Origin of the sequence: Geovibrio thiophilus, from assembly GCF_004087915.1 — a bacterium.
GTDB classification, from domain to species: Bacteria; Chrysiogenota; Deferribacteres; order Deferribacterales; family Geovibrionaceae; genus Geovibrio; species Geovibrio thiophilus.
In genome coordinates this window covers 928950-955325 of sequence record NZ_CP035108.1, presented here as the reverse complement: position 1 = coordinate 955325, position 26376 = coordinate 928950, and the positions used below count along the sequence as shown (strand labels likewise).

21 protein-coding genes are annotated in these 26376 nt (G+C 44.3%); 3 read left to right on the top strand and 18 right to left on the bottom strand.

The genetic code is table 11. The features are described from left to right. Positions 1 to 71: 71 nt before the first annotated feature. The 14 genes from EP073_RS04430 to EP073_RS04365 all read right to left on the bottom strand — a co-directional run bounded on the left by EP073_RS04430 (position 72) and on the right by EP073_RS04365 (position 15563). Positions 72 to 971: a SphA family protein gene (locus tag EP073_RS04430; RefSeq protein ID WP_128465968.1), complete on the bottom strand. Its 900-nt coding sequence runs from the start codon at positions 969 to 971 to the stop codon at positions 72 to 74. Positions 972 to 1244: 273 nt separating this feature from the next. Beyond that, positions 1245 to 1928: a cytochrome c3 family protein gene (locus EP073_RS04425; RefSeq protein ID WP_128465967.1), complete on the bottom strand. Its 684-nt coding sequence runs from the start codon at positions 1926 to 1928 to the stop codon at positions 1245 to 1247. Positions 1929 to 2140: 212 nt separating this feature from the next. Continuing rightward, a complete protein-coding gene (locus EP073_RS04420) occupies positions 2141 to 3676 on the bottom strand; it encodes an FAD-dependent oxidoreductase (RefSeq protein ID WP_128465966.1) in 1536 nt (511 codons plus the stop codon). 189 nt (positions 3677 to 3865) lie between these two features. Beyond that, a complete protein-coding gene (locus EP073_RS04415; RefSeq protein WP_128465965.1) occupies positions 3866 to 4525 on the bottom strand; it encodes a response regulator in 660 nt (219 codons plus the stop codon). After that, positions 4515 to 6005: a PAS domain-containing sensor histidine kinase gene (locus tag EP073_RS04410; RefSeq protein ID WP_128465964.1), complete on the bottom strand. Its 1491-nt coding sequence runs from the start codon at positions 6003 to 6005 to the stop codon at positions 4515 to 4517. The genes EP073_RS04415 and EP073_RS04410 overlap by 11 nt, the downstream gene beginning before the upstream one ends. 217 nt (positions 6006 to 6222) lie before the next feature. Then, positions 6223 to 7395 (bottom strand): MFS transporter, encoded by a 1173-nt coding sequence (locus EP073_RS04405; RefSeq protein WP_128465963.1) that lies wholly within the window; start codon positions 7393 to 7395, stop codon positions 6223 to 6225. A gap of 346 nt (positions 7396 to 7741) precedes the next feature. Continuing rightward, positions 7742 to 8650, bottom strand: coding sequence for a SphA family protein (locus tag EP073_RS04400; RefSeq protein WP_128465962.1), 909 nt, complete (start codon positions 8648 to 8650; stop codon positions 7742 to 7744). Between the two features lie 53 nt (positions 8651 to 8703). Next, positions 8704 to 9510, bottom strand: coding sequence for a 4Fe-4S binding protein (locus EP073_RS04395; RefSeq protein ID WP_128465961.1), 807 nt, complete (start codon positions 9508 to 9510; stop codon positions 8704 to 8706). Next, a complete protein-coding gene (locus EP073_RS04390) occupies positions 9503 to 10069 on the bottom strand; it encodes a 4Fe-4S dicluster domain-containing protein (RefSeq protein WP_164885270.1) in 567 nt (188 codons plus the stop codon). Before EP073_RS04390 ends, EP073_RS04395 begins: the two co-directional genes overlap by 8 nt. Before the next feature lie 38 nt (positions 10070 to 10107). Further along, positions 10108 to 10902, bottom strand: coding sequence for a hypothetical protein (locus tag EP073_RS04385; protein WP_128465959.1), 795 nt, complete (start codon positions 10900 to 10902; stop codon positions 10108 to 10110). Positions 10903 to 10906: 4 nt separating this feature from the next. Then, positions 10907 to 11587 (bottom strand): TorD/DmsD family molecular chaperone, encoded by a 681-nt coding sequence (locus EP073_RS04380; protein WP_128465958.1) that lies wholly within the window; start codon positions 11585 to 11587, stop codon positions 10907 to 10909. 64 nt (positions 11588 to 11651) lie between these two features. Continuing rightward, positions 11652 to 12257, bottom strand: coding sequence for a 4Fe-4S dicluster domain-containing protein (locus EP073_RS04375; protein WP_128465957.1), 606 nt, complete (start codon positions 12255 to 12257; stop codon positions 11652 to 11654). Between the two features lies 1 nt (position 12258). Then, positions 12259 to 14952: a molybdopterin-containing oxidoreductase family protein gene (locus EP073_RS04370; protein WP_128465956.1), complete on the bottom strand. Its 2694-nt coding sequence runs from the start codon at positions 14950 to 14952 to the stop codon at positions 12259 to 12261. Positions 14953 to 15002: 50 nt separating this feature from the next. Continuing rightward, positions 15003 to 15563: a hypothetical protein gene (locus EP073_RS04365; protein WP_128465955.1), complete on the bottom strand. Its 561-nt coding sequence runs from the start codon at positions 15561 to 15563 to the stop codon at positions 15003 to 15005. A 294-nt stretch (positions 15564 to 15857) separates the two neighbouring features. Here EP073_RS04365 and EP073_RS04360 point away from each other — a divergent pair, with 294 nt between their 5' ends. Further along, entirely contained in the window at positions 15858 to 17798 is a 1941-nt protein-coding gene (locus EP073_RS04360; protein WP_164885269.1) for a sigma-54 interaction domain-containing protein, read from the top strand. A gap of 112 nt (positions 17799 to 17910) precedes the next feature. Here the strand turns inward: EP073_RS04360 and EP073_RS04355 are convergent, their stop codons facing one another. The 4 genes from EP073_RS04355 to EP073_RS04340 form a co-directional block, all read right to left on the bottom strand. Continuing rightward, positions 17911 to 19155, bottom strand: coding sequence for an OprD family outer membrane porin (locus tag EP073_RS04355; RefSeq protein WP_128465954.1), 1245 nt, complete (start codon positions 19153 to 19155; stop codon positions 17911 to 17913). Positions 19156 to 19189: 34 nt separating this feature from the next. Then, positions 19190 to 19861: a TorD/DmsD family molecular chaperone gene (locus EP073_RS04350; protein WP_164885268.1), complete on the bottom strand. Its 672-nt coding sequence runs from the start codon at positions 19859 to 19861 to the stop codon at positions 19190 to 19192. Between the two features lie 66 nt (positions 19862 to 19927). Then, positions 19928 to 20536, bottom strand: coding sequence for a 4Fe-4S dicluster domain-containing protein (locus EP073_RS04345; RefSeq protein WP_128465952.1), 609 nt, complete (start codon positions 20534 to 20536; stop codon positions 19928 to 19930). A gap of 10 nt (positions 20537 to 20546) precedes the next feature. Next, positions 20547 to 23264 carry a molybdopterin-dependent oxidoreductase gene (locus tag EP073_RS04340; protein WP_128465951.1) on the bottom strand — a complete coding sequence of 906 codons (2718 nt, stop codon included), beginning with the start codon at positions 23262 to 23264 and terminating at the stop codon, positions 20547 to 20549. A gap of 406 nt (positions 23265 to 23670) precedes the next feature. On the opposite strand from EP073_RS04340, the gene EP073_RS04335 reads away from it, so the two are divergent. Together EP073_RS04335 and EP073_RS04330 are read left to right on the top strand one after the other, a co-directional pair. Beyond that, entirely contained in the window at positions 23671 to 25086 is a 1416-nt protein-coding gene (locus EP073_RS04335; protein ID WP_128465950.1) for an aminotransferase-like domain-containing protein, read from the top strand. A gap of 100 nt (positions 25087 to 25186) precedes the next feature. After that, positions 25187 to 26335, top strand: a complete 1149-nt coding sequence (locus tag EP073_RS04330) for an MFS transporter (protein ID WP_128465949.1) — start codon at positions 25187 to 25189, stop codon at positions 26333 to 26335. The last annotated feature ends 41 nt before the right edge of the window (positions 26336 to 26376 follow it).

Below are 26376 nucleotides of genomic sequence, written 5' to 3'. Positions count from 1 at the left end.
GGTGAACCGCGGGATGACACTGCCCATGACTTATGCCTTCCTACAGGATGTGTATCAATAAGCTCAATGTGCTAGAAATGCACAAAGTATTTTAACCAAACTTTTTCTCCTTCAGATTTGTTTTCAGCTTCAAACTCTTTCTGATATTTCAGAACAATGCTCTGCCCTTTGAAAAAGTATGAAACCATAGGTCCTGCCGCCATAATCTGACCGCGGTTATCCTTAACCTCGTTTCCGTTCAGTTCATCATCAGTAACTTGCTTATAAAGATAACCATTCAGACCGAATGTCCACGGACCCGCATGATAACCGGCAAAATAATCGGCGTGGAGTTCCTGACCGGATTTGTAATCAGTATCATTGTTTTCAGTATTGATGTCGTACATGAGCTTGCCGGTAAACTCAAAGCCGTTGTCGGCAAGGTAAGTAAATGCCACAAGGGGTTCAAAGGTAAAATAATTGCGCCCAATGTTGGCGACTTCATCTTTATCATAATCACCGGTGGGTGTTGTCACGTCAAAAGCAACAGCCCAATGAAAGTTTTTTGTGTGCCATGAAATGAACGGGGAAATTGTCATATCGCCCAGACCCTCATTTGTGTCTGAGCCGACCGGAGTTTTAACATCGGCATAAACCAGAGGAACAAGCAGGTAACCGCCTAAATTACCCCCGAGAATTTGAACATTTGAAGTGTAGGCGAATCGGAAAATGTTCGCCAAAGTTGTCACTTCAAACTGATCTTTTCCTAAAAGAGTATCACCGTTGTTATCCTTAAACTCATCCGAATGATAATAGTTCATGTAGTTGACAAACCAGAATCCGGGACCCGGGACATTCCCAGACATGGAATCTTCGGCACCGTTTCCGTATGCGCCGCCGCCTCCCTCTGTTGCAAAAGCGGTGAACGGTGCGATGCTCATAAATACTGCTGTCAGAAATGCTGCAAAGACTATTTTGGCAGAATTAAACATTACAATACCTCCTTACTAATGTATCCGTATTCAGAGTATTAAAGAAAAGGAAGATCGTAAATCAGAGCAATTACTATATTTAACCAAGAATTGTCCTCTGCCGGCAGGGTGATTTATCTTTTTTGAATGTAGTCCGTTCTCTTAACGCCGATGAGTATTTTTCCTATGAAGCAATATACCCGAATAAAGTATCCCTAAACTCTGTCAATAAATAATCAAAGGGCAGACCGCTGCGGACGATCTGCCCTTAATCAATAAAGGTTTAGGAGGAAGTTATTTTTTTATCTTCTGCTGCCATGTAAAATTCCACTGATGGCATTTTAAACAGTAGTCAGTAAAATCATCATGGACTATGTGACATTTAGTACAATCAAGACTCTGATAATGGTGCTTGTGCGGGTTACGGATAAATGCTGATGATTCAGTTTTTTTTGCCATTACCTCGTAATCGCCATGGCAGGCAATACACTTTGAAGACATATTTTCCGATTCATCTATATCAAATGTTTTATGGCAGGAAAGACAATACTCTCCGGCATTTTTATGTGAGTTTGCCAATTTTCCCGGCTCATAAAAAGTAACAAATTTTTCTGCGGCATCTGCTATGTCGGATTTATCAACAGTTATATTCTCGGTGTTATTAACGGTTATTGTATTGTCTGCTGAAAGCTTATGGCATGCTAAACATGTTTCCTCGGATATTCCCATATCGGCTATATGTTTTTCGTGTATTATTTTACCTAATCGGACAGTGTTTTCCCCTTCCGTATGGCAGAGAAAGCATTCCCCCTGTCCGACCTCAGGGTGTTTTTCAGTTAAAACGCTCTTAATATTCTCATGGCAGTCAGAACAGGCATAATTAAAATCCGCGGCAGCAGCGGAAATAAAAACAGCTCCGTATAGATTTAAGACGGTGCCCAGCAAAACCAGAGGCATCTTTCTTAATATTTCAGACATTGCAAACTCCTTGTGCTCTGAAAAGCATTGTTAAACCGGTGATATAATAACCATAAGCGGAGGCTGCATCTCTCTGAACCCGCACAAATCAGTTGCTATGATCTGAACGATGAGAGATACCGCCTGTGCACAAAAATGAAACGCAAAGAATGTTGGAATATTTCAGCGAGGGCATACCGGAACCTGCTCCCGGTATGCCGGAACATTAAATATTATTTGACAGATTTTATATATTCGGCAGCTTTGACACCGGATATTCTTCCTGAAGTCGCAGCGAAAGAATATGCGGAACCCGAAGCCCAAAGAGTATATGTTCTGCCGTACTGACCGCCTGCGTCGCATCCAGCCGCATACAGACCCTTAATAACTTTATCCTGAGCATCAGTAACTTCCAATGCAGGAGTTACACGGGCACCGCCGAGAGTTACAAAGAAATACGGCTGAACCTTAATTGCATAATAATCAGAGGAACTGACAGGGATTACAGTTGCGGGGTTTCTCGTAAAATCAGGATCAAGATTTTTCTCTTTGATCATGTTGAACTTTGCAACAGACGCTTTAAATCTCGCGGGGTCAACCTTCATTTTTGCAGCAAGTTCATCAAGTGTTTTAGCAGTTACAACTTTTTCACTGCCTGCATCAACTGCGGCTTTAATTTCTTTTCTCAGATTGAGCATTTTGGTCATAACAGGTACAAGAACGCCGACACCTGTACGTGAACCTTCCTGCTCGACATACTTAATTGTATTTTCATCAAAGACTGACCAGACAAAGCTGTCTCTCTGTGCCTCGATTGCATTTCCTGCAAGAGCGAAATTATGTACTATGGTTTCATCAATAAACCTGTCGCCGTACTTATTTACCCATAGGTTAGGCTCCCAGCTCATTCCCACGAGATTTCCGATAAGGGGGATGCCTTTATCTTTGATCGCAGGGTGCAGCATCAGTCCGAAGCCGACAGTATCCGCACCGGCTTGAGTTGCCATGTCTATGCCGTCTCCGGTTTTATTCAAATTTACAAAAGCCTCAACTTTAGAAGGGTCGAAGGGAGTCCATGCCGCGATCTTCTCTTTGCTGTCAGGGAAACCTCCAGTGGCGAGAATAACAGCCTTTGCATTGATAATAACTCTGTTGCCTCTGGAGTCTTCCGCTTCAACCCCTTTAACAACGCCGTCTTTGTATATAAGTTTTTTCCCCGGAGTGCTGTACATTATTTTTACTCCGAGTTCATTAGCCCTCTCAACCATTCTGGCGATCAGCGCCGCTCCGTGGTGGGCATTACCGTAGTCTTCAACCAGATGCCATACTTTTGGCTCCTCAGCAGACATTCTGAAAACTTTAAATTTGACACCTTGTTTTTCAAGCCATTTGATCGTCCGTGTGGATTCCTTGAGATACATTCTCACAAGAGCGGGATTCACCCTGTAGGACTGATTAAACTCCATGGAAACCCTGTAAGCTTCCTCAGCGGTAAGATCAATAAACTCCTGCCGCTGCTGATCTGTATCCACTGCGAACAGCCCTTCCGCAAAATTTGAACTCCCGCCGGGGATTTCCTGCTTCTCAATGGCTATGACTCTTGCTCCTGATTCGGCTGCGGAAACAGCAGCGGAAACACCGGCACCTCCGACACCGACTACCACAACATCTGTTTCATATACTCTGTCTTTAGCATATGACGGCAAGGTAAAAAGAACTGCCGCAAAACATAAAATTAAGAAATAAATCTTCTGAAACCGACTGAACATCTGGTCCTCCTTATAATTTGCTTTCGGAGCAATCAAAAACTCCTAAGCTAAATTAAAGTTGAAGCAAATATATAACAATCGGGAGCACTACCGTAATTAGAGTCAAATTTCCCGTACCGCAGATACGGTTCTGTCCTTATCCCTCAAGAAAGTTCTTATGAGGGATAAGGCAATTATCCTATATAGGAATCAGGAGATATTATTAAGATTTACCCATTTGATTGCGAATTGAACCAATTCGGATGAATTACTGAAGTTCATTTTGTGTTTAATCTTTTCTCTGAACGAGTCAATTGTTTTGGAACTGAGATTGAGCATTTCTGCTATTTCTTTTGTGCATACTCCTTTTCCGATAAGCTGAAAAACCTGAAACTCTCTGTCTGACAGAGTTTCTATCAGATCCCTGTTGTCATTTTCCTTGAGGTTTATTGCTTTATGGAGAAGAAGTGTTGTCATTTTATCGCTGATATACAGCTTGCCTTTAGCAACCTTTCTTATCGCATTTATCAGTTCCTTCGGCTTTTCACATTTCATAATATAGCCTGACGCACCTGCCCTCATTGATCTTTCTGCAAAAATCTGCTCATCGTGCATGGAAAGAACAATTATATTAGTATCAGGATAAAAACTTTTAACGTTTTTAACCACATCAAGTCCGCTTGATTTTTCGAGGGAAAGATCAACCACAATCACATCAGGTCTGCATGTTTCCATAGCTTTCATTAAGCCGTAGCCATCCTCGGAATTGCCGCAGACAGTGAGGTCATTCTCCTGCTCAATGAGCCTGCTGAGCCCCTCTCTTACCACTGCGTGGTCATCGACTATAAATACTTTGTAGCTATCCTTCATTATTTCTCTCCGCAGTATTATTCAGATTATTCTCCGGTAAAACTACCGATACCTTTGTCCCAAACGCAGGGCTGGTTTTCAGAGAAAACAAACCCTTTATTGCCATAGCTCTGTTCTTGATTATTCTGATTCCCATGCCCTTACACTTGCGGAGATCACCCTCTATACCGATTCCGTTATCTTCTATGGAAAGTTTTATATTTGTTCTGATTCTTTTAAAAGTAATTGTCAGCTTGGAACATTGACTGTGCTTGGCAGCGTTGCATGCTGATTCCTGAGCAATAAGATATATATGATTAGCCACGTCATAATTAGATACAATGATTGAATCATCACAGATAAACCTGCATTTAATCCTGTATACTGATTCGATATTTTCAGTGAGATTGCGCAAAGCGCTGATAAGCCCTTGCGGATCTATGCCGACCGGACAGAGACCCTGTATAAGACCTCTCAAAGTGCTGAGTGCGTTTTTTGTATAGAATACAATGTCTTCGGCATCTTTTGCCAAAGTGCTTTTTCTTGACTCAAGTTCAGCCTGAAGTGCGGAAGCCATAAAGACGATACCGGTCATAGTCTGGCTGAGCCCGTCATGTATATCCTGTCCTACTTTCCTGCGTTCAAAGTTTGATGCGTCTGAAAGCCGCTTTTCCAACATCTTCCTTTCAGTTATGTCCGTTACCATCTGCACCATGCCGTCAAATTCCCCTTTGTCATTGATCACAGGGTGGACTGCCATAGTTATCTGGGCGTTTTCATCTATATTGATTTCATCACTCTGCGGAGTAAGATTTGTGAGGGAAAGCGTCACAGGGCAAAAGCGGCAGTAATCTCTATCTTTATTGCAGAAGTCCTTACATGTTTTACCGAGTATATCGGGAATGGTTCTCTGAAGAATAGACGCAGCATTGTTGTTTGCCCATATAACCCGCATGTCTTTTCCATAGTAGGCAACACATTCGGACATGGATTCAAGTATCAGCGTTTTTTCTCTTTCCGATTTCCGGAGAGCTTCAATAAGCGCAACTTTATCTGAAATATCTACAATGTAGCCTCTGCCATAAACAAAATTACCGCTCTTAGCAAACTTCGCCTTGGCGTAGAGAACAGTCGTAACCACATCACCGTCTTTTTTTCTCATTTTCCACGTAAGATTTATATCCACACCGACATTTCTAAACACAGGAAAAGTTTTTGCATGCTGCTCCAGTCCTTCCGCAAGGACAACACTGAAATCTTTACCTATCAATTCTTCTTTAGAATACCCCAGAAGATTTGCAAATTTTGTATTATAGGCAATGAACTTTGCGTCTTTATCCAGAACTATCTCGCCCAAAGGCAATTCTTCCAGCAAGAGAGACGTTTCAAGCTCCCTGTTTTCCAAATCCTCGTATCTCCTTTTCAATACCGCAAGTTCTCTGCGCAAAGATTCATTCTCTGTCTTTAAATTTGAAATATTGTTCACAGTTTCAGTATTCATACTGCCTCTTAAATAAAAAAAAAGTTTGAGTCTTACTGAATATAATAGTCTTAAAAAAATATGAAATCAGGAAAAACAGAAATCGGGCTCAGGAAAATCCCTATGCTTGAATAGGACTAATTCCTTTATCATTGAAACTGCTGCTTAATTCAAAACTTTTTCAGACAGCTCAGGGTTTTCGGAGAAGTTTTAAAAAAAATCACTTCATATTAATCCGTTATTCAAAGCTCAATACTTTTTTTTCGGTTTTGATGGGGTATAAGAGAACGAACAGAGCGGAAAGCACGCCGAGTGCCGCTGACATCATCAGTGCAGCAGCCGGATCCCCCGACGGACTGACCATCTGCCCGAATAAGGGAGCACAGCTGAAGCCCATTGCCAGAGAGACATTGAACTTTCCCATAGCATATCCTAATTGACTCTTCGGAACCTGTTCTATTACCAGAGCTGATGATGCCGGCTGAGAAATTGCGCTGAATATTCCGCTGAAAACCGCAAGCAAAAGAAAATGGGAGTAGTCGGAAACAGCATTGAAGGCAGGAATCAAGAGAGATACTGCGGCACCGCCTACCACTATGAGACTTCTCTTATGGAACAAATCCGCAAGTCTGCCTGTAAAGGGAAGCAGCAATGCGGTCGAAGCCGTTGCCGCACTCAGAACTATCCCTGTTTTTGCGGGGCTTATGTCTGCTCTGTTAAGAATCAGCGGAAGGAAAACAGCTACTGTTGATATACCCCATCCTCTGCAAAAAATATAAAACATTACTAAATAAACAGATAGTCCCATGGATAGATTCGGATCCGTACACCCGCCATTTTTACCGGATACCAGACTGGCAATATTGAAGAAACACACGAATAATATGACGGAGGCAGAGCAGCAGAAAATCATAAGCAGAAAAATACTCACAAAATCAAAGCTGCTGAGCAGAAAGCCTCCGGTAATGGGGGCTATTGCCAGTGCTGAATAAAAGGACAGGTCAAACATTCCCATAACCCTGCCTCTTTTGCCGTCAAGACCTATATTGAGAAGATAATAAATAACAGGACGGAACATAGCGCAGGCTGTTCCCTGCATTATCCTTATTACAAGTATTGCCGCCGGATTGTGTACGAAGCATAGGAGACAGGATACCGCCGTGTAAATGAACAGGGAGAGCAGCAGCACATAATCCGCCCTGTATTTGTCGAGCAGCTTCCCGACTGCGGGGCTGAGAAGAATTTTAGAGACGGAATAAAGCGTGAATGCCAGCCCGAATATTAAAGCGTTAGAACTGAGCGGCTTATAAAAAATCGGAAAAAAGGAGTCGTTCACCGCAAAGCAGAACGTTATCAGGAAATTTATCGTAAAAAGAAGAATAAAATTGTTTCTCTGAATTTTTTTCTGCATCGTTTACACCGGCTATAAATAAATTAGATTTTATACTACAGTCGGCGGGTTGCGGTTTCAATCGGCAGGATTCCCGTGATGTTATAGGCTTTTTCACCTAATCGAGGTGGATGGATTTACCTAACACCCGCTCTGGGTGCAAACCGTGTCGTGCTCGGCTACGCAAGTCCGTCACATTTCAGGAGAGAATATAGACGGCTCTTCGGCAACCCTCTTTTTCGTGACATAAAGCAAATGAGCGAAGTTTTTTTTGAAAGATAAAAGCATCCGTATATGAACCAGTTATTTGAAAAAAGCTGAGAGAGCGGCGCTCTCTCAGCAATCTTTAACAGCACGCAGGAGGAATCTAGAATGCTTTAATTAGTTTAAGCCAGAAGGCATCACCCTCTTTGGTATCGCGCGCTCCGAATTCTTTATAATACTTCAGCACAACCTGCCCTTTTACCGCAGGAATAGTGTACTGAACTTCAGGTCCCAGCGCAAATACACGGTCTTTCTCTTCTGTCGTTTTGTCATTTCCTTTATCTTCCGTAATCTGCCAGTGCGCATATCCGGAAATGCCTAAATCCCACAGACCGATCTGTCTGCCGAATCCGTAGTCAATGTCAATATCGTCTCCGAAGGTGACATCTGTCGCTCTGTTTTCCAGATGTTTTTCATATCTGGATATAAATCCAAGATGCCAGAGCCTTTCGGAGTCAAGGTAGAGAGTGTAGCCGCCTGAAACCTGAAACGTGTAATGGTCGCTGCCTATGTTCGCTCCTCTTTTTTCATCATAATCACCCGTGGGCAGATAGACAGCCGCCGCCAACAGAGCGTCGTATCTGGGTTTGTGCCATGCAAGCACAAAAGGCTCAATTGTAATGTCACCCACACCTGTCTCAGATTCATCAACACCGAAATCACTTATCTCAACATTGAGATTGACTGTAGGCACGATCAGGTTCATTCCGTAATCTGCGCCTAAAATCTTTTTATTTGTAACAAACACAAAACGATGTGCCATGCCGAATATTCTGGCTTTAAAGCCGTTGTCTATATTGTCTCCGTCGGCATCCTTCAAGTCATCTGCGGTGTAATACTGGTTATACATTACATAGTAAAATCCCGGACCGGGCAGAGTCGCCGCTTTGAGCCCTTCAGAGCCCAAGGGATAATCCTGCGCGACCGCGGCACCGGTCAGGCAGAACATGAACATCATAACAATGACGAACTGACAGACGGACAGACCTTTGAAGTCCAATTGCTTTTTCATAATAAAAACTCCTCTTATTTATTTTGAGGCTCTATGCCTCAAGCTGCTTTCAGCTACTTTTTGACACTTTTTCTCATTGGTCCGGAAATATAAATTCCGGGTACAATCGAATCAGTGGGGCATGCGTCTTTACAAGCCATGCAGTTTGTACAGTGTTCTGTCATCTCTTTTTCATCAGTTAATACTTCCTCCCCTTCGGGGCATACTCCCCTGCATATGCTGCATGGGATTCCTTCCGAGAGCTGACAAGTATCCTGATTAACTTTTGGTCTGAACTTGATACCGGGAATTTTGGAGATAAGCGTAAACATTGCGGAGATAGGGCATATGAAGTAACACCATTTCTTGAGAATGAAAATTTCTGAAAAAATGATCGCCGGAAAGATAATAAGATTCCAGCTCGGTTCCATAACCACAAACAGCCTGAAAAACGCATATACAACTCCGAAAAACAGACCAACCGGACACACGAGGCAGAAAACGGGAAACCCTAATATAAATGAGAAAATAAGCGCCGCAGCCAGAACAAAATACGGCATCAGTCCTTTATATCCGGATTCCGCTGTTCCGCATTTGCGGCATTTGTTTTCTGTACCGGAGACCGTGCGCAACAGCGTTGTAGTACAGAGCCATGAACAGAAGAAACGCCCCAGCAGGTATACAGCAAATACACCGATAAAAACTGCGGGAATCATTTTGACCGGTACCGTTCCGGACGCTGCTGTTATTTGCAGAAAACCCACGGGACACACGGAACAATAGGTTCCTACGCCGTAAGACACTGCGGTTCCGGTCAGTATCAACGCAGTTCCGCCGTACAGAACATATTTTCTTATTTCTGAAAGTCTGATCTTACTCAACAGAGCCTCCTGAAATCTTTTCCTCAGCTCTGTTTCTGACTATTATTCCCTTGCCCCTTATGTGGGAACGTAGGGAGGGAGCCGGACAGGCAACTTCGCATATACCGCATCCGTTGCATTTATCCCCTATCACTACCGGTCTTTTGCTTCCGTCCAGCTCAATTGCCTTGAGGGGGCATTTATCAACACACACAGTGCATCCGGTAAAATCCCACGCCACGCAGTCTTTTTCCACAATGACCGCCAAGCCTATATTAAGCGTTTCCTTCGTGACAGGTCTGAGCGCTCCTGTGGGACATTCTTCGGAACATTTGAGACAGGAGTTGCAGTAGGATCTCTTAAAAGAAACATAAGGAGTGTTCATCTTCACAATCCCGTACTTGATAGACGCCGGCAGAATCACCCTTGTGGGACAAACCTGAACACACTTCTGGCACCTGTTGCACCTTGCGAGAAACTCATCCTCCGCTACGGCGCCGGGAGGTCGGAGAAGAACCCCTCCCGCTTCGCCGGCAAATGTTTTCTTTACGGACATGAGCGCTATAATGAGCAAGCTCACAAAGCCCCTTCTTGAAAATTTCATCAGCAAACCTTTTTCTAATAGAAGAATCTTCCGTCAACGCCTCTGGAAACCACAGGCATCTGGTTGATGAGCATGCTCAGCGCGAAGAGACCCGTTAAGCAGCTTATAATTACAAACCGCTTGTAGTCTGTTCGCAGAAAGCCTGAGAATAAAATAAATCCCGCCGGCACAAAAAATGTTGCTGCTGCCGTGAACCAGAAAAGAAAAGCAAGATCTCCCTGAAAAAGTCTTTGAAGCTGGAGCACCCTGTCAGGCACGGCGAGAAAGCCTATGCGAAACAGGAAAACAGCGGACACGACTCCGTATGCGGATATTGCGGCAAGATATATTGTTCTGAACAGCTTCTCTCTTTTGTACTGTTCCGAAAAAAATAGTGCCGCAAGCAGACACTGGAGAAAAAGCATCGCAAAAACCGTAACACTGTTAAGAGCCGGACGGGTTACAACCATGTAAACCCGGGAAAAACAGTAAATACACACCACAGAAACAGCGGCGATAAGGATTTCCGCCGTTTTTCCTTTTTCTGTTTTCCTCAGAAGTACAAAAGCCGCAGGGATAAGCAGAATATCGGTTATTACCGCGCTGCTGAGTCCGGAAGAGGGATGCCCCAGAATATTCAGCAGCTTCAGCGGGCTGCTTATCGTAAGAGCCAGCACTGTAAGGCAAATGACTGAGGCGACTGCGGCAGCAAAGACAAAGATACGGTTCAGCTTTTCGGACTGTAATGATCTTAAGGCATTTCCCAGCAGCAGCGCCGCGCCGATCAGTCCGAAAAAAAGGAAGAATGTCATATTCCATTTTGTCAGCATGACACTACCTGCCCGCTGTGCAGTCAGATATAAGTTCTTCCGTGACAGCCAGATCCATATGAAGATACGCAGATGTAACTTTTGCAGCTCCTTTGTAAAAACCGGTTGCGGCTATTTTTTCCACGTCTCTGCAAAAAGCCGGAACCCATTTTAACAGATGCTCTGTAATAAATGCTTTCTGAGCCTTAAGCAGTGATAAGGATTCTGCGTGCTCTTTTTTGATCTCGCTTTCGTAAAGCCTTTTGCAAAGCTCACTCATAAACTCAAGTTCAAAGAAAATATGATCCTCCGGTTCGTTATATCTTTCCGACCTGTCCAATCCGAACTTACGGTAAACAGCAAGAACCTTATCTCTGGCATCCTGCATCAGTAATTTTTTCGGACTGGTATAGACCGACTGATAAGGATAGGCACTAAGCTCGGTTTCCGCTTTTCCGGCACCCAGAAAAACGCACGCATAATCCACTGCAAGCTCTGTTACAATGTCAGTGCGGCTTCCTGTCAGGCAGCTTTTCATTGCTTTTATTCCTTCAATAAATTCAGCAGTCCCTTCCTCCATCTCGGGAAGTTCTATTATGCTTTTTATCAGGCTTTCATCAGCTTCAACCTTGTAAAGCCGTGCCAAAAAGCTGAACATATTGCTTCTGTTGATTGAAATATCCGTATATTCTGCTGTGTTGCTCATTTCCGGCTCCGTTGCTCATATAGCGGCGGACAGCCCCTCAGGGCTGTCCTTACAGTTTTTAAATTCAGTCGGCATCAGGGAAAAATTTCCATTCCGGCTTGTTAATCCATTTGGCTGTCTTGTTGTGCAGAATGTATCTCACAGTCGGCGCGTTGCCCGAATCCGGCAGGCTATGAACATTTTCCGGTCCGGCTGCCTTGATTGCTTTTGATACATCACTCTCAGGGTCTTCAATATCTCCGACAAAACGTGCTCTGGCGCAGCACGCTTTCACACAGGCTGGCTTGTCAGGAGCTTTAAGGTGATCGCATAGTGTGCATTTCTCCACGACTCCGGTTGAGATATTAAACGAACGCGCGCCGTACGGGCATGCAGACATGCAGGCGAGACAGCCGATACATTTTGCTTTATCCACAAGGATTACGCCGTCATCATTGATGTGAGATGCTCCCGTAGGGCACACTTCAACACATGGAGCGTTTTTGCACGACTGACAGACTGTCGGCAGATAATACATTTCCAGATCGGGAAACTTGCCGGAGGGTCCCATCGTCTGCACTTTGTTGTAGTAAACACCGAGATCAATGAGGTTTTCGTTTTTGCATGAGATCTCACATGAATAGCAGCCCATGCAGCGGTCAAGATCTATTACCAAGGTTTTCTTCTTCATCTTAAAGCTCCACTATCTTTGTAGGTTCAGATGCTTTCGGCATCCAAGGCTCAAACTCTTTAGCTTTTGTCCAAACGCCCTTCGGGGCACCGTCAGCCTTGTAAATTTTTACCTGATAGCCTCTGAGCGTATATGTACCCACAACCTCATTGAAGGGCTCAGTCTCCTTGCTGAGTATGTTTACATTCATCTCTCTGAAACCGTTTGTTTTAGTCCCCAGGGTTTCGGGGTTCCAGAAACGCTCCATGTAGACAACTCCCTTAGGTATGCCTTCTGTCAGGAGAGCTTTTGCGTTGATTTTACCTCTCAGCGATTCCACCCATACCCAGTCCGACTGTTTTACGCCGTATTTAACCGCGTCATCAGGGTTAACCCATATTTCAGCTACAGGCTGGATCTCTCTGAGATACGGAATATTGCGAAGGGTAAGGTGATGCCAGTAGGGGAGCCTTCCGTTTGTCATAACGAGAGGAAAGTCTTTTGCCATTGCGCTTTTCGGATTTTCAGACGGCTCCATATAAAAAGGAAGCGGATCATAGTCATGCGAAGCGGGAGGAAGAGCATAGGGAGAAAAAGGCTGACCGGTTCTGCCAAGCGTTATGAGGCTCTCAAGATACAGCTCTGCTTTTTTGGAAGGCGTGTTAAAGCCCGCAGGCTTTCCTGTGACAGGATCTTTCTGTAAATAAACATAATGTTTCCTCCATTCATTCATGGGGGCAAACTCGAAAGGCACTTTTTGAGTATACTCTTTCCATGTCATGTTGAAACCGGCTTTGCACCAAGCATCAAGCTGTTTTTCCCATGTATCTTGGAAAGGAATTTCAGGAGCGGTTTCTTTGGGATCAAAGGCTCTTTTGCAGTTTTCGTGACCAAGTTCGCCCATTCGTTTGATGAGTCTGGCGTAGTACCACATTTCGTTTGCTGTCTCAAACAGATGCGTAACGGCTCTGCGAGCGTACATCCTGTTGAATGAGTCAACTATGAAGTCGGTTTCCAGCCACTCATTGAGCGGAATAAGGTAGTCAGCATACGCGGAAAATGATGTCGGATACATGTAAGCATGAACAATCATGTCCAGATTATGAAGTGCTTTAACCCATCTTCCCGAGTTTGCCACTGTCCCCAGTTTATTCCCCGAACGCTCAAGCCATGCTTTAAGCTTGTACGGCTTGCCGGTTTCCATGGCGTCCAGAATACTGGTGGGCTTGGCAATCCACCAATGCAGCATGCCTTTGTATTCCATTCCGCCCAGACGCTTCCTGAGCTGTTTTTCCGGCAGAAATCCGACCAACGGAGATGTTTTGACTTTAAAGCCGCCGTCTCCCGCTACTCCTTTATCATCAAACCGCTGAAGACCTGCGCCCGGTTTTTCCACATTACCGAGGAGCATGTTGAGAATAGCCGTTCCGTGCGCAGCCTGAGTTGAGTTGGGGAACTGATCGGTTGCCACACCATGACCCAGAACGCCCGGAGTGTTTTTTGCGTAAATATTGATTGCTTTTTCAATATCCTGCTTTCTCAGCCAACAGGTTTCCGCAGCTTTTTCCAGAGTCCACGGTTCAGCTCTTTCTTTCAATAATTGGAATCCGGTTTTGCATTCCGCATTATTGACTTTGTATGCTCCCTCAAGAGCCGGAGAAAGTTTATCGTCCCAAGGATATTCAATTGCTTTCGCGGAGTTGGACTTTTTGTCCCAGACTACGTAAACATCCTTCCTGCCATTCTTTTTCACATCACTTTCTTTCAGAAACATCTTTGTTTTAGTATCGACAAGATATGGCAGGTTAGTCCATTTCATGACAAATTCTTTGTCATAAAGATTGTTTGCAAGAATATATCTTATCCATGAAAGAGAAAGAGCAACGTCTGTTCCGGGTCTCAGCGGAAGCCATACATCGGCTTTAGAAGCATCGGACGTAAAACGGGGGTCTACGACAACTGTTTTTACGCCTCTGACTCTCAGTTCGGTGAGGATGCGCCCCGCCTGTGAGGGTCCGCTGAATGACGGAGCTGCCGCCCACAGGACGACACATTTGGTTTTGCCTTCTTCGTAAAAGAAAGTTTCAACGTTATTGTTATCGCCGTAACTGGTATTGCCTCCAGAGAAGCCGCCGCCGTAAACAAGCCCGTATATGAGCGTTCTGGGCATATAACACTGAGCGGCTCCGGGTTCAAACCAGTTCGGGGTTCCGAAAACGTTGCAGACCCTGCACGTGGTGAAAAAGTTGGGGTTTCCGCCGCCGCCAGTTGACGCGAATACGGATTCAGCACCGTATTTTGCGCGTATTTCCATAAGCTTGCGCGCTATTTTATCAATAGCCTCTTCCCATGATACGCGTCTCCATTTGTTTTCGCCTCTGGCTCCGACCCTCTCCATCGGGTATTTAAGGCGGTTAGGATTGTAAAGAGCCTGAATACCCGCAAGAGCTTTAGGGCAAAGTGCCCCTGCGCTTCTTTCAAATTCGGGGTCTCCCTCAAGCTTGATTACTCTTCCGTCTTTAACGTGGGCAAGAACACCGCAGTCAGCGGTGCAGTTACGGCAGTTTGTTCTGATAATCTTTGTTCCCGAATCCTCCGCAGCGTGGGCAGCTGATGTAACAAAACCTGTGTTTGTAATCGAACTGACGGATACTGCGGTTCCTGCAACAATAGTTGCCTTGATGAAGTCTCGTCTACTGACATTAAGCAGCTTCATACGTATTACTCCTTAATAGAATTAATAAAAGTACAACAAAGCCAAAGCGGTTAATAATCTGAAAGCTCAGGATTATTCTTCACATTTTCAGCAGTTGTCCATTTTCCTCTCCACTCAAGACTGCCGGTCTCCTCCAAGTTACTGATAAAGTAACCGGGCTGAACAGAACAGTCTCTGAGCGGTGTTTCCAACATATCCTCGATCTCGTCCCTTGTTCTGGGGGTGAAACAAAACCGAAGAATTTTTATATAAATTTCCTTGAATTCAGGTTCATTTGAAATTATGCCGGCATTCTGTGTGTATCCGAGTGCTTCCAGCGCTGCGCATCCTTCTGCCGATGTACGCCAGCGCTCGTTTTCAGTACTGCTGTTTTCTGCGCGGATGGCTTCCGTGCTGATCAGCCATGAAATAATTACTGATGGGGGTTGAAGGAGATAGGTATTTTCCGCAGCGGTATTTATATACTGAATAAGTTCGTTAAAGGTGCGTTCGGTTTCAGCAAACTTAAGAAGCCCGCATAGGATTCTTCCGTAGGCATGCTCAAGCCGGATTCTTTCGATAATTATTTCTGTTTTCGATAACTGAGCTTCCAGAGCGTGGGCAGACTTCATGAAACACCTTCCATACATATTTTTTTAAAATTTTTATCATGCTGCCGTCTATTGACGCAAATAGGGTGCCAGAAGCATATAATAATATTCATAAGTAGTTTACAGGATATTGGACTGATAAGAAGTGTCTAGTAGCTGGACATGTCCAGTGAGGTGGACATTGTTTTGATTTTAGTGCGGAAAAACGGTTATCTGTTCTTCTTGAATTAATTTTCTTATAGGGTAAATTAATAATATATGCACAGTCATAAAAGGACCGTACACAAGACACCCATTTGTTTTACAAGTTTTGATTTGGATTTCTGGAGAAAAGTTGAGGAAGCAAAACAGGTATTTATTGAAGAGGATATACTTGTTGACTTTGCCAGAAACATACCCGATGAAATATTGTCCACATGGAAAAGTTCAAGAGAAAACGGTGTCTGTTGGGATACAGAATCCATTCAGGTGCCAGTTCTGACGACAGAACAACTGGATATTCTGTTCGCAAAAAAGCAAATCCTTATTGATCTCGTTTTGCCTTTTGTGGAAGAGTTTCAGTGCATTCTTGAACATACTGAATTCACAATGAGCGTTTGTGATGAAAATGGCGTGTTCCTCGTAATTCCTCATAACGGAGAAAAGCTTTCGTACTGGGATAAGCTTAATCTTTGCCCCGGTGCGGTATGGAATGAGGAGACGGTGGGCTGCACTGCCCATGTGCTCGCAAGAAAGTATCAGAGACCTGTTCAGATAATCGGCACTGCAAATTACAAAAAAGTATTCAGGGATCATATGAGCTGCGCAGCTCCTATATACAACGAATACGGCGATATTCAGGGAACAATAAACCTTGTTCAGCTTAAAGCCGACACCTCACGGCTTCTGGAGCATGCTTTAGGCTGGGCTACAGCGGTTGCATCGGCAATTTCCAGCCAGTTCAGGGTATTCAGAAGAAACAAAAGACTGAAAATAATGGACTCGACTTTGCAGGCAACATTTGAAAATTCAGAGTACGGGTATATTTCAATTGATGAAGCAGGCTACATAATAAACATAAATAATAAAGCAATAAAACTTCTGAAGCTGGATAAAGGCAGCACTAAAATCAACATCTGCTCCCTTTTTGAAGACAGCACTGCGATAAAACATTCTCTGGAGACAGGACGCCCGCTTTATAATAAAGACCTTCAGGTTAAGTGTGATCCGAAAATAAAGCTTGCTGCGGATATAAAACCTTTTCACGGCGACAGTCTGAAGCACGCGGAAGGCGCTATACTGCGTTTCACTGTCAACACCGATTCCCACAAACAGATTGCCGACAGAAAAATATTCTTTACCTTTAACAGCATCATAGCGCAAAGCCCCGTGATGGAGGATTTGAAAGATACCGTTGAGCTCGTGTCCGAAAAGCCTGTTAATGTTCTTCTCTTAGGAGAAAGCGGAACCGGAAAAGAAGTTTTTGCTCAGGCAATTCACAATAACTACAACCCCTCAGGACCCTTTGTAGCAATAAACTGTGCGTCCATACCGCACTCCCTGATAGAAAGCGAACTTTTCGGATATGAAAGCGGCGCGTTTACCGGCGCCAGCCGATCGGGTAAAAAGGGCAAAATAGAGATGGCAAACGGCGGAACATTATTCTTAGATGAAATAGGTGATATGCCCATAGAGCTCCAGCCTGTTCTTTTGCGGGTTCTTGAGGAAAAAAGGGTCACAAGGGTCGGAGGATGCAAAAGCATTCCGGTGGATTTCAGAATTATTTCCGCCACAAATAAACCTTTGTGCGGCGGCGTGACCAGCATGGAACTCAGGCAGGATCTTTATTTCAGGCTTGCGGTAGTTAATATTGAGCTTCCCCCTCTGCGGAAAAGAGGGATAGACATACTGCTTCTCGCGGATCATTTTGTTAAAACCACATGTGAACGCTTTGATATTCCCCACTATACGATCTCCAAGGAAACTGAGAAAATTCTCACAAGCTTCCACTGGCCGGGCAATGTGAGGCAGTTGGAGAATGCTATGATATATGCCGTAACTGTTGCAAAAGCGGATAAGATAATCCGCCCCGAGAATCTGCCGAAAGATATACTGGAAAACAGCAGCAGCACAGGCAGCTCCATGTCGGAGGTAGTTAAGGACGTAAAAAACGAGATGATCATTCATGCCATTGAGCAGACCGGAAATATACGGCAGGCGGCTAAGCTTCTGGGTATTTCAAGGACAACAATATACAGCAGGCTCCAGAAACGTTGATTCCGGCATTCCCGACGGCTCAGGGAGCACCGCTTCCTGAGAGACAGCGCAGAGCACTTGTACGGAAGAAAAGAGCGGGCATCTCTGCCCGCTTTCAGATGTAAGCGTGTGCTTATTTTTCCTTTTTGCCGAGGGCAAATTTGTATACGGCGTAGAAGCGGATGTCGTTATAGCCTTCGCCGCCATCTTTAACATCTATGTCAGCGTATCTCGCCCTTAGACTCAGCCCGTCCAGAGTTCCGGAAAAAGCGTACTGAACACTGTAATCCGTTTCGGACTGGTCTTTGCCTGTTGATTCAGGAACATCATACTCGGCATGGAAAATATAAGCGCTCAGACCCTTCAGACCGATTTGGGAGAAATCGTAAGCCACTCGTGCCGCATAAACCTCCTCTTCTGCTCTGCCTGCTGCGAGCACCTGCTGGATTACAACCTTCTCATCGCCCCACGGAAGAACGAGACCGTCGTCACCTGTTTTGCCGTAGAAGCCCGTCACATTAAAGCCTTTGAACATCACGCCTGTATTGAAGCCGTACTGGTCTGTATCTGCCTCACCGTTGAGTTCATCGCCCTGAGATTTCTGAGAGAAATATGAGGGATTGAAGTAAACATTTGTTTGACCAAGCTTTTTGCTTAAAGAAGCCTTGAAGAAGGTCTCTCTGTAAACGTTCTCCATGGTGTAGAACCAGCCCTGAACATTGGCTTTCACTATCTCGGTGGGGATATTGTACGATACGCCGAAGATGGACATGTGGCTGTCTTCTGATATTGCCGCCGCACCACCGGGTTCATCAGCAACAGACTTGGAAAGTGAAATGAATTCTTCATCAGTCCATCCCATTGCATCTGTGAGGTAATAAGCGGACAAAGTAAGATTTTCAAAAGAATTATTAACGATTGAAAGCCCTTTATATGTTCTCGGCAACATACGCAGATCATGAGTTTCAAGCATAGGAGTTCTTACTTCCTGCGCACCGTATTTGATAACCGTGTCAATCCATTCTCCCTGAATGAAATACTCCTGAAGGCGAGTAACATTTCTATGATTACCTTCTTCATCTCTGGCGAGAATGCTGTACACTGCATCTTTGTCATCATTAAAAACACCGTTTACAGTTGCAAAAGCCGCGCCGAAAGATATTCCTTTAAAAGGTGCTGTGTGGTAGTAAAGAAGTCCGCCGGCTGCAGTATCTTTTCTGTCGGGTGTGTTTTTGTCAAAATCTCTCTCGAAGCTGAGGATTCTGACTTCTCCCCTGAGTGAGCCGTCAGCAAACATATCTTTTATATTTTCAGCAGCAAATGCCGTTGCAGACGCACATATCATAACTGATAAACTTATCAGAGCTTTAAGTCTCATTTCTATCTCCTGTAATAAAAAATTTAGTATGCTCTTATGCCCCTGTTTCGTAATATGAAGAGGGTAGTTTACTGCTGTCAAAGAGTGCAAGGTAGGTCAGACCAAGCACACCCCTGTAAAAATCTGTACGGACGTGTTTAAAGGCCTCGTTACAGAACTTGGGAAACCACGAGGCTATATGATTTACTGTGAAATCATGAGACAGATCTGTAAGCTTATTGTAGTTTTTGAGATTGTTTTCTTTCAGTGCATTTGCCCGCTGGAAAGAGAGGAAAGCTACAAAATCAAGCTGAATGCCTATATAGTCGTGACGGTTATTCAGTTCGGCGTATCTTGTGTAGTCTGCATCAAGATAAAGTGCCGCAAGTTCTTTTATAAGTCCGGAGTTTTTCACCGCAAGGTAAACCTCTTCATAAGGTGCTTTTGGTCCGTAGTCAGGCGAAACTGCTCTGAAGAGCTTTGTCCAGTCCCTTTTGAGGTTCAGAAGTTTTTCCTCGCTGCTGTGAGGAAAGCCTGATAAGGCGTAGTTTCTTATTTTTGCTACTGCCAGTCTTACATCTTCATCAGAAATTTCTTCATAATTAAGATTGCTTGCTCCTTCTATAATTTTCCGCTCAGGATTATAATTATAAAAGGTGGCGAGCAGTGAAAAAATCTCTGCATCGTTGGCGGCGTTTTCAAATATTTCGGTTGTGGCTTTGTCCATAACAGACCTCCTTAGAAAATGACCTTCCGGCGGAGGAAGAGAAGCACGGAAGGTCATTAGAAGTGTTTACTCTATGTAAAATACTCTCGGTGATGTTCCTTTTTCAGGGTAAAGAGGTTTTGGTTTATACTGCTTAAATATCTTCGAGATTTCACTGTCTGGGTCGTCAAGGTCTCCGAAGATTCTTGCTACTCCGGCACAAGTCTGAACGCACGCAGGCGGCAGACCTTTTTCCCTTCTGGGTGCGCAGAAGGTGCATTTATCAACAGTTCCAGCAGGATGCTGTTTATAGCGCGACTGTTCAAAAATGTCCTGTTTACCTGTTTCTGCCCAGTAAGTAGGTGAGTCTTTTTCGTTGAAATAACGTGCGCCGTAAGGACATGCTTCCATGCAGAGCTGACAGCCCACGCATTCCGACGTTGTGATCTGCACTGTACCGTCTTCCATTTTTTTGGATGCTCCTGTGGGGCATACTTCCACACAAGGAGCCTTGTCGCAGTGGTTGCATATAAGCGGCGTGTATTCCATATGAGCTTTGGGAAATTTGCCCTTTTCCTCTGTTATGGTCTTTGTCCAAAATGTACCCGGAGGAGTAGCATTGGCAACTTTGCACGCAACTGCACAGCCGTGGCACGCATAACATCTTCTTCTATCAAGTATCATTGCCAGTTTCATTTCTTTCTCCTCAGGCTTTGTAAATACGAACTGGTACAGAGTTAGAGACGCCTATCGCCACTGCGCAGCAGTTGGAAACTTTTGCGTTCGTAAGTTTGTTGTACATGGGGTATGAAGCCGCTTTTTTGCCCAGAGAATCAACAAGACGCCCGAGAGCACCTGCAAAGCCTACAACATCAGGGAAAATAAGCTCTGTAATGTGAACCTGACCGGAGACTTTTCCGTTGGCTGATTCAACCCAGATTGTGTCACCTTCCTTAATTCCTTTTTCTGCTGCTGTTTTGGTATTGAGACATATTTTGCCATATGTAGGATCGAAGGTTTCACTAACTTCATTCAGATAAGGAAGCTGATCAACAGCTGCGGATCTTATGCCTGATGTAGGGGTTTTCCAGTTAATGGAGATCAGGTCATATTTTTCGCCTTTCTTCACATTAGTGAGATCTTTCGGTCTCCATGTGATTACCGGTTCGTAGTATCGGAATTGATCTTCCATATCAAAATCAGGCAGATATATCTTATCCTTGTACTCCGTAAAGAATTTACGGAGCTCATCTCCGCTGCGTTTCAGACGTTCGAAGTAAATCGGGTGTCTTGTTTCTCCTTTTTTAAAGAAGGATGAATTATAAGCATCCGCAGGAGCCATCTGCTGAACGATGATACCGTCACGCTTCATGTCATCAAGAGGCTTGTTGAAGTAAGCGCGAACGCCTTTGTCCCAGATTTCCGCGATGGTGTATCTTTTGCCGGGTTCGAGGTAATCCTTAGGATCAAGTTTCGCAAAAGTAACCTCACCGAGAATTACACCTGTTTTATTGATGTTGGCATTGAAATCATCGATCATTCCTATGCGCTCACAGAGCTCGATAATTATATCCTGCGGCTGTTTGGTATTATACAGCGGAGGCATGGGATCTCTGTACATCATTACTCTTGTTGAGATAGTCTCCTTTGTATAAACGTCAAACGCACCTTCGTATGAGTTTACAGATTCTTTTTCAAGCAGGGCGTGTGAAGGTAACAGAATGTCTGCCATATGTGCCATTTCATCATAGTGGTAGGCAACTGTTGCGGAGAAGGGTATTTTGGCAACAGAAGCAGCCATTTCATAAGGCTCAGTGGTGCTGGCGATTACGTTTCCACCCACTGTGAGCAGAGCTTCTATGTCATAGTTCAGCCCGTATTTGCGTGTATCAGCCGCAACCTTGAAGGCAAGTGTGGGCAGAGTGTGCCTGTGGGGAAAGTACTCCGCAAGGTTAATATGCTGAGGAGGGTAAACAGGTTTTTTGAACCTTGCCTCACCTTTTGGGGCTACAACGCCGTCCTCATCGGGACTTAAAAAACGCCCTCTCTGTGTACCGAGCATGCCTCCGGGTACGTCAAGTGAACCTACAAGCATATTGAGAAGCTTAGTCATAAGGTCGGAGTGAACTCCATCGCGCATATTTTTAATACCGCGTTTGCCTTCACATACGGATGTGCGCTTAGGGAGAACAACCTTTTCCCCTTTTCCGTTTATCATCTCAATTGATTCACCTATGCTGGCGTTATCAACGAAATCTTTTGCAACTTCCCTGATTTTTGAAGCAGGAATACCGGAAATTTTAGCTGCCCATTCGGGTGTATTTTTTCTGAGACCTTCTTTAACAAGAACAAAGCCTGCATTTGTTTTGACGCCGTTAATCATTACATTTTTAGCGTCAATATCAGGATCGGTAAGTGTTTTATCATCAAAGGATTTTATTTTTTTATCTTTGAGGTCATAGATCTGCGGCTTACCGTCTGCTCCTCTTGCATAATAGCCGTCAGAGCCGACAAGATACGGAGCGTTGGTTTTCCATTTAAGAAATTCGAAGTCCATCTTCTTAACTTCAAAGATGATGCTGTTTGCCACGCCCATGAGAAAAGCAAGTTCTCCGCCGGGTTTAACTGGTACCCACTCCATTTTTGAGGCATCGGGCCCGCAGTGGGGGTCAACACACACAACCTTAATGTCTTTTTCGTTATATATACGGTTGAGAAGTCCTCTGACACCACCATCAGAAGACGCAATACCCATACCAAGGTTCATGCCCATTGCAAGGATGTATTTTGCGTAGGTTGCATCTGGCTTAACACCGGGGAAAACTCCCTGTACAAGGTCGGAAGCGTAGTGAAGAACACAAAGTGTTCCATTTGTTTTTATGTAGTTGGGAGTCCCGTATGCTCCAGCGAAATAAAAAAGGAATGTGCAGAAGAAATCCATATCTCCGAAACCAACTGAGTATACAAATCTTCTTGGATCTCTCTCTCTAATCTCTTTCAGGACACCTGCCGTTGTATTAAGGGCTTCATCCCATGATATTTCCACCCACTGAGGATCTTCCTGTAGCCCTTTTTTAGGGTTGGTTCTTTTCATGGGTGCTTTAACCCTGTAAGGGTTATAAAGGTTCTGGATTATAGACTGTCCCTTGGCACAGAGTGCTCCTTTGCTGGTGGGAGTCTTGGGGTTGCCCATTACCTCAACCGCCACGCCGTTTTCCACACGGTACATATTCGGGCACGTTCCTCTCATGCACATGCGACAGTGACCGTAGTGCCAGTCATCTTTGGACAGTATGCCTTTTTTAGCTTCCGCCGCAGCAAGAGCGGAGTTTGTGCTGTCAAGGTTAATTCCCATGACCGCGGCAGCTCCCGCGATTCCGGCCGCTTTTAGAACCGATCTCCTGCTTACTTGAACTGTTTTCATGTTCTACCTCAATGAAAGCGTACTGAATTAGCTAATTCGTAATTGTATATTAATGTTTAATTGACTAATAAAAAGGTCCAGATAAGGTAATATTCAAGAGACAAGCATAGGCAAAACAGCGGATTCATACTGTTTCGCATATGATTAAATATTCTATATATACAAGGAGTATATACCGAATAGTTACTCATGAACGCAAATGAGGGTTCAGTACCTTCCGCTGCGTGGAGGTGCTGCTAAATCCCACAAGTTAACTGAGGTATCCGCAATCTTGTCCCTATACTTGAAGATAATCTGGGACTTTCGGAAAGAGCTGTTTCAGGCTATTTTATAGAAAAGCAGTTCCGTTTTTTGCAGAGAGAGTCACAAACAATTGAATTTTTTATTCCTGATCAGGAGTGTATTTATGTTATATGAATGGAAAGCAGACAGTACATCAAAACTCCCAATGTATATGCAGCTTGCAAATTTTTTCAGAGAAAAAATAAAAAACGGGGAACTCAAAAACGGAACAAAAATGCCCGGTCGGGAACAACTTATGACCAAGCTCGGGATAAGTAAAACTACATTGATTTCTGCTTTCAGCCAGCTTCAGCATGAAGGACTGCTGGTTTCCTACCCTAAATCAGGCTATGTAATAACAAACAGGCTCGACAGCAAACAGGTGAACTGGCAAAGCTATATAAAAAAGGCGAGACACAAAACCAGCTTTGAAGAATACAGGTTTTGGGGAAACTCCAACGGGCTTACCAATTTCAGTCTCAGCAACAGCTTTCATACAGCGGAGTATCTTCATGATGCCATGAAAACATCCGCATTGAGGATAAACGAAAAAAAAAACCTTGAGCTTACAAAATACGGTCTCACCGCTCTGCGGGAGTCAGTGGTGCGTCATGTTGAACGCATGGGTATAAAAACGGATGTGGAAAACGTTCTTATATCCTCTGAGACTATCCAGAGGCTCTATTATGTCTATGAATCGCTTCTGAATACCAATTCAAGTTTTTTATACGAACAGACAAACATAATCAATACTATTTCAAACATTCACTCCCTTGGAATGAACATGACTCCCATCAAGCTTGACCGACATGGAATCTCCGTTTCTGATCTTGAAAAAAAAATTGCTAAGCACAGGTGCTGTCCGATCCTTCATCTCGATCCGACCGATCAGGGACCTACCGGAATTGTCATGAGCAGAAAGAGAAGGCTTGAACTCATTGAGTTGGTGGATAAATACGTAATTCCGGTAGTAGAAATAGACCACTCTGCCAATATATGGCACTCAAGAATTTCTCTGAACCCTCTTAAATCACTTGATACTCACGGAAACGTTATTTATATGGGAAGCATGCTTAAATGTTATCCCTTTGACTTCCAGCTCTCATGGATCATTGCGGACAGATACCTCATTGAGCATTTCAGCAATGTTTTTATCCAGAACGGTGTCAAAGCAAACTTTTTTATGCAGATTGTGGCCGATGAGATGTTCAGAAGTGGCATGATGTATGTTATGATGAAGGATATTAAAGCTTTTGTGCTGAAAAGACGTGAAGCGGCGCTGAGGCTGTGTGAAAAGCATCTTAAACCTAAAGCGGAGTGGGATGAAAGAAACTGTTATTTCCACTTCTGGCTTGACTTTCCGGGAGTAAATATCCGCAAGATATTCAACAGGCACGGCATCATGACAGACGCTTATCCGGGCTACTTCTTTGACAGAAATGACACAAGCCACATACTTCTCTGCCCTGCTTCAATAGAGGAAGAAAAGCTTGAGGAAACAATAAGCAGAATAAGGCTTCTTGTCGAGAAGAGCTGCTGAGTTTTTCGACAGCCTCCATCCGTGCAGGCATCATGAAAAGCTTTCGCAGAGATACAACAACACCTGCTTCAAAAAGAGGCGCTCATTTTGTGGAAGGAAAATGCTCAATAATCGTTATTTTATTTTACTCATAGTATTTGCCGCCGGCGTGGCGGCTCCGCTTAACCAGTTTAAGGTACCGCCCATGATGCAGCAGCTCGTGGAGCATTTTGATATGAGCCTTGCGGTTTCAGGCTGGCTTATGTCCTTGTTTGCTCTTGTCGGGATGCTGTTTGCTCTTCCTTCCGGTCACATTATAGGCAGGATAGGAATGAAAGCCTCCGGAACCATTGCCCTTACGGCACTTCTGACGGGGTCTGTCATGGGGGGCATGTCAACCTCCCTGCTTATGCTGATTTCAAGCCGTATAATTGAAGGCATAGGGCTCTGTCTCATTTCTGTTACAGGTCCTGCTGCTATTTCAGCATGGTTTCCGCCGGAACGGAGAGGTGCGGCAATGGGTGTATGGGCAACGTGGGTTCCTATCGGAACAATTACTATGTTTATTGCCGCTCCCGCACTGGGTGTATGGCAGAGCGCGTGGATATTCACCTCTGTTTACACATTGGCGGCGCTTGCTGCTTTTCTTTTGTTTTTTCGTATGCCCGATGGATTTAAAATGAAATATAAAACGGACGGAAACATCAGCGGCAGCCTTTATTCAAATAAAAGCATTTGGCTTCTCGCCGCAGTTTTTATGATTTATAATATTGTTATCGTATCTGTTAAGACCTACGCTCCGATTTTTCTTGAGCAGGAACACGGGCTTTCTTTGCTGAAAGCCTCAATGCTTACTGCACTGATTATGCTTTTTTCTCTTGCCTCCGCACCTCTATGCGGGTGGCTTTCCGATCTGCTCAAATCAAGGAAAATAATTCTGATCGCAGGTCTTATCATCGTCTGTTTCGTGATGTTTTTTCTTTTCGGAGCAGGAAGTGCCGCTTTTCCTTTTCTGCTTATCCTTCTGGGGATTACAGGAGGGGTTGTACCCACGGCAACTTTCTCATCAGTCTCAGAAATAATGAAAGAGCCGCATCTTACCGGTAAAGGGATGTCTGCCATAGCACTCGGGCAGAATGCCGGAATGTTTTGCGGTCCTGTGTTATTCAGCTTTTTAGCCGGTCACTATTCGTGGCAGACGGCAGGGCTTATGATGGTTCCCCTTCTCCTCTGCGCCCTGATGGCATCATTTGCTATAAATGTAAGATAGTTGAGAGTAAAAACAATCATACGAAATGAATTAAATGATAG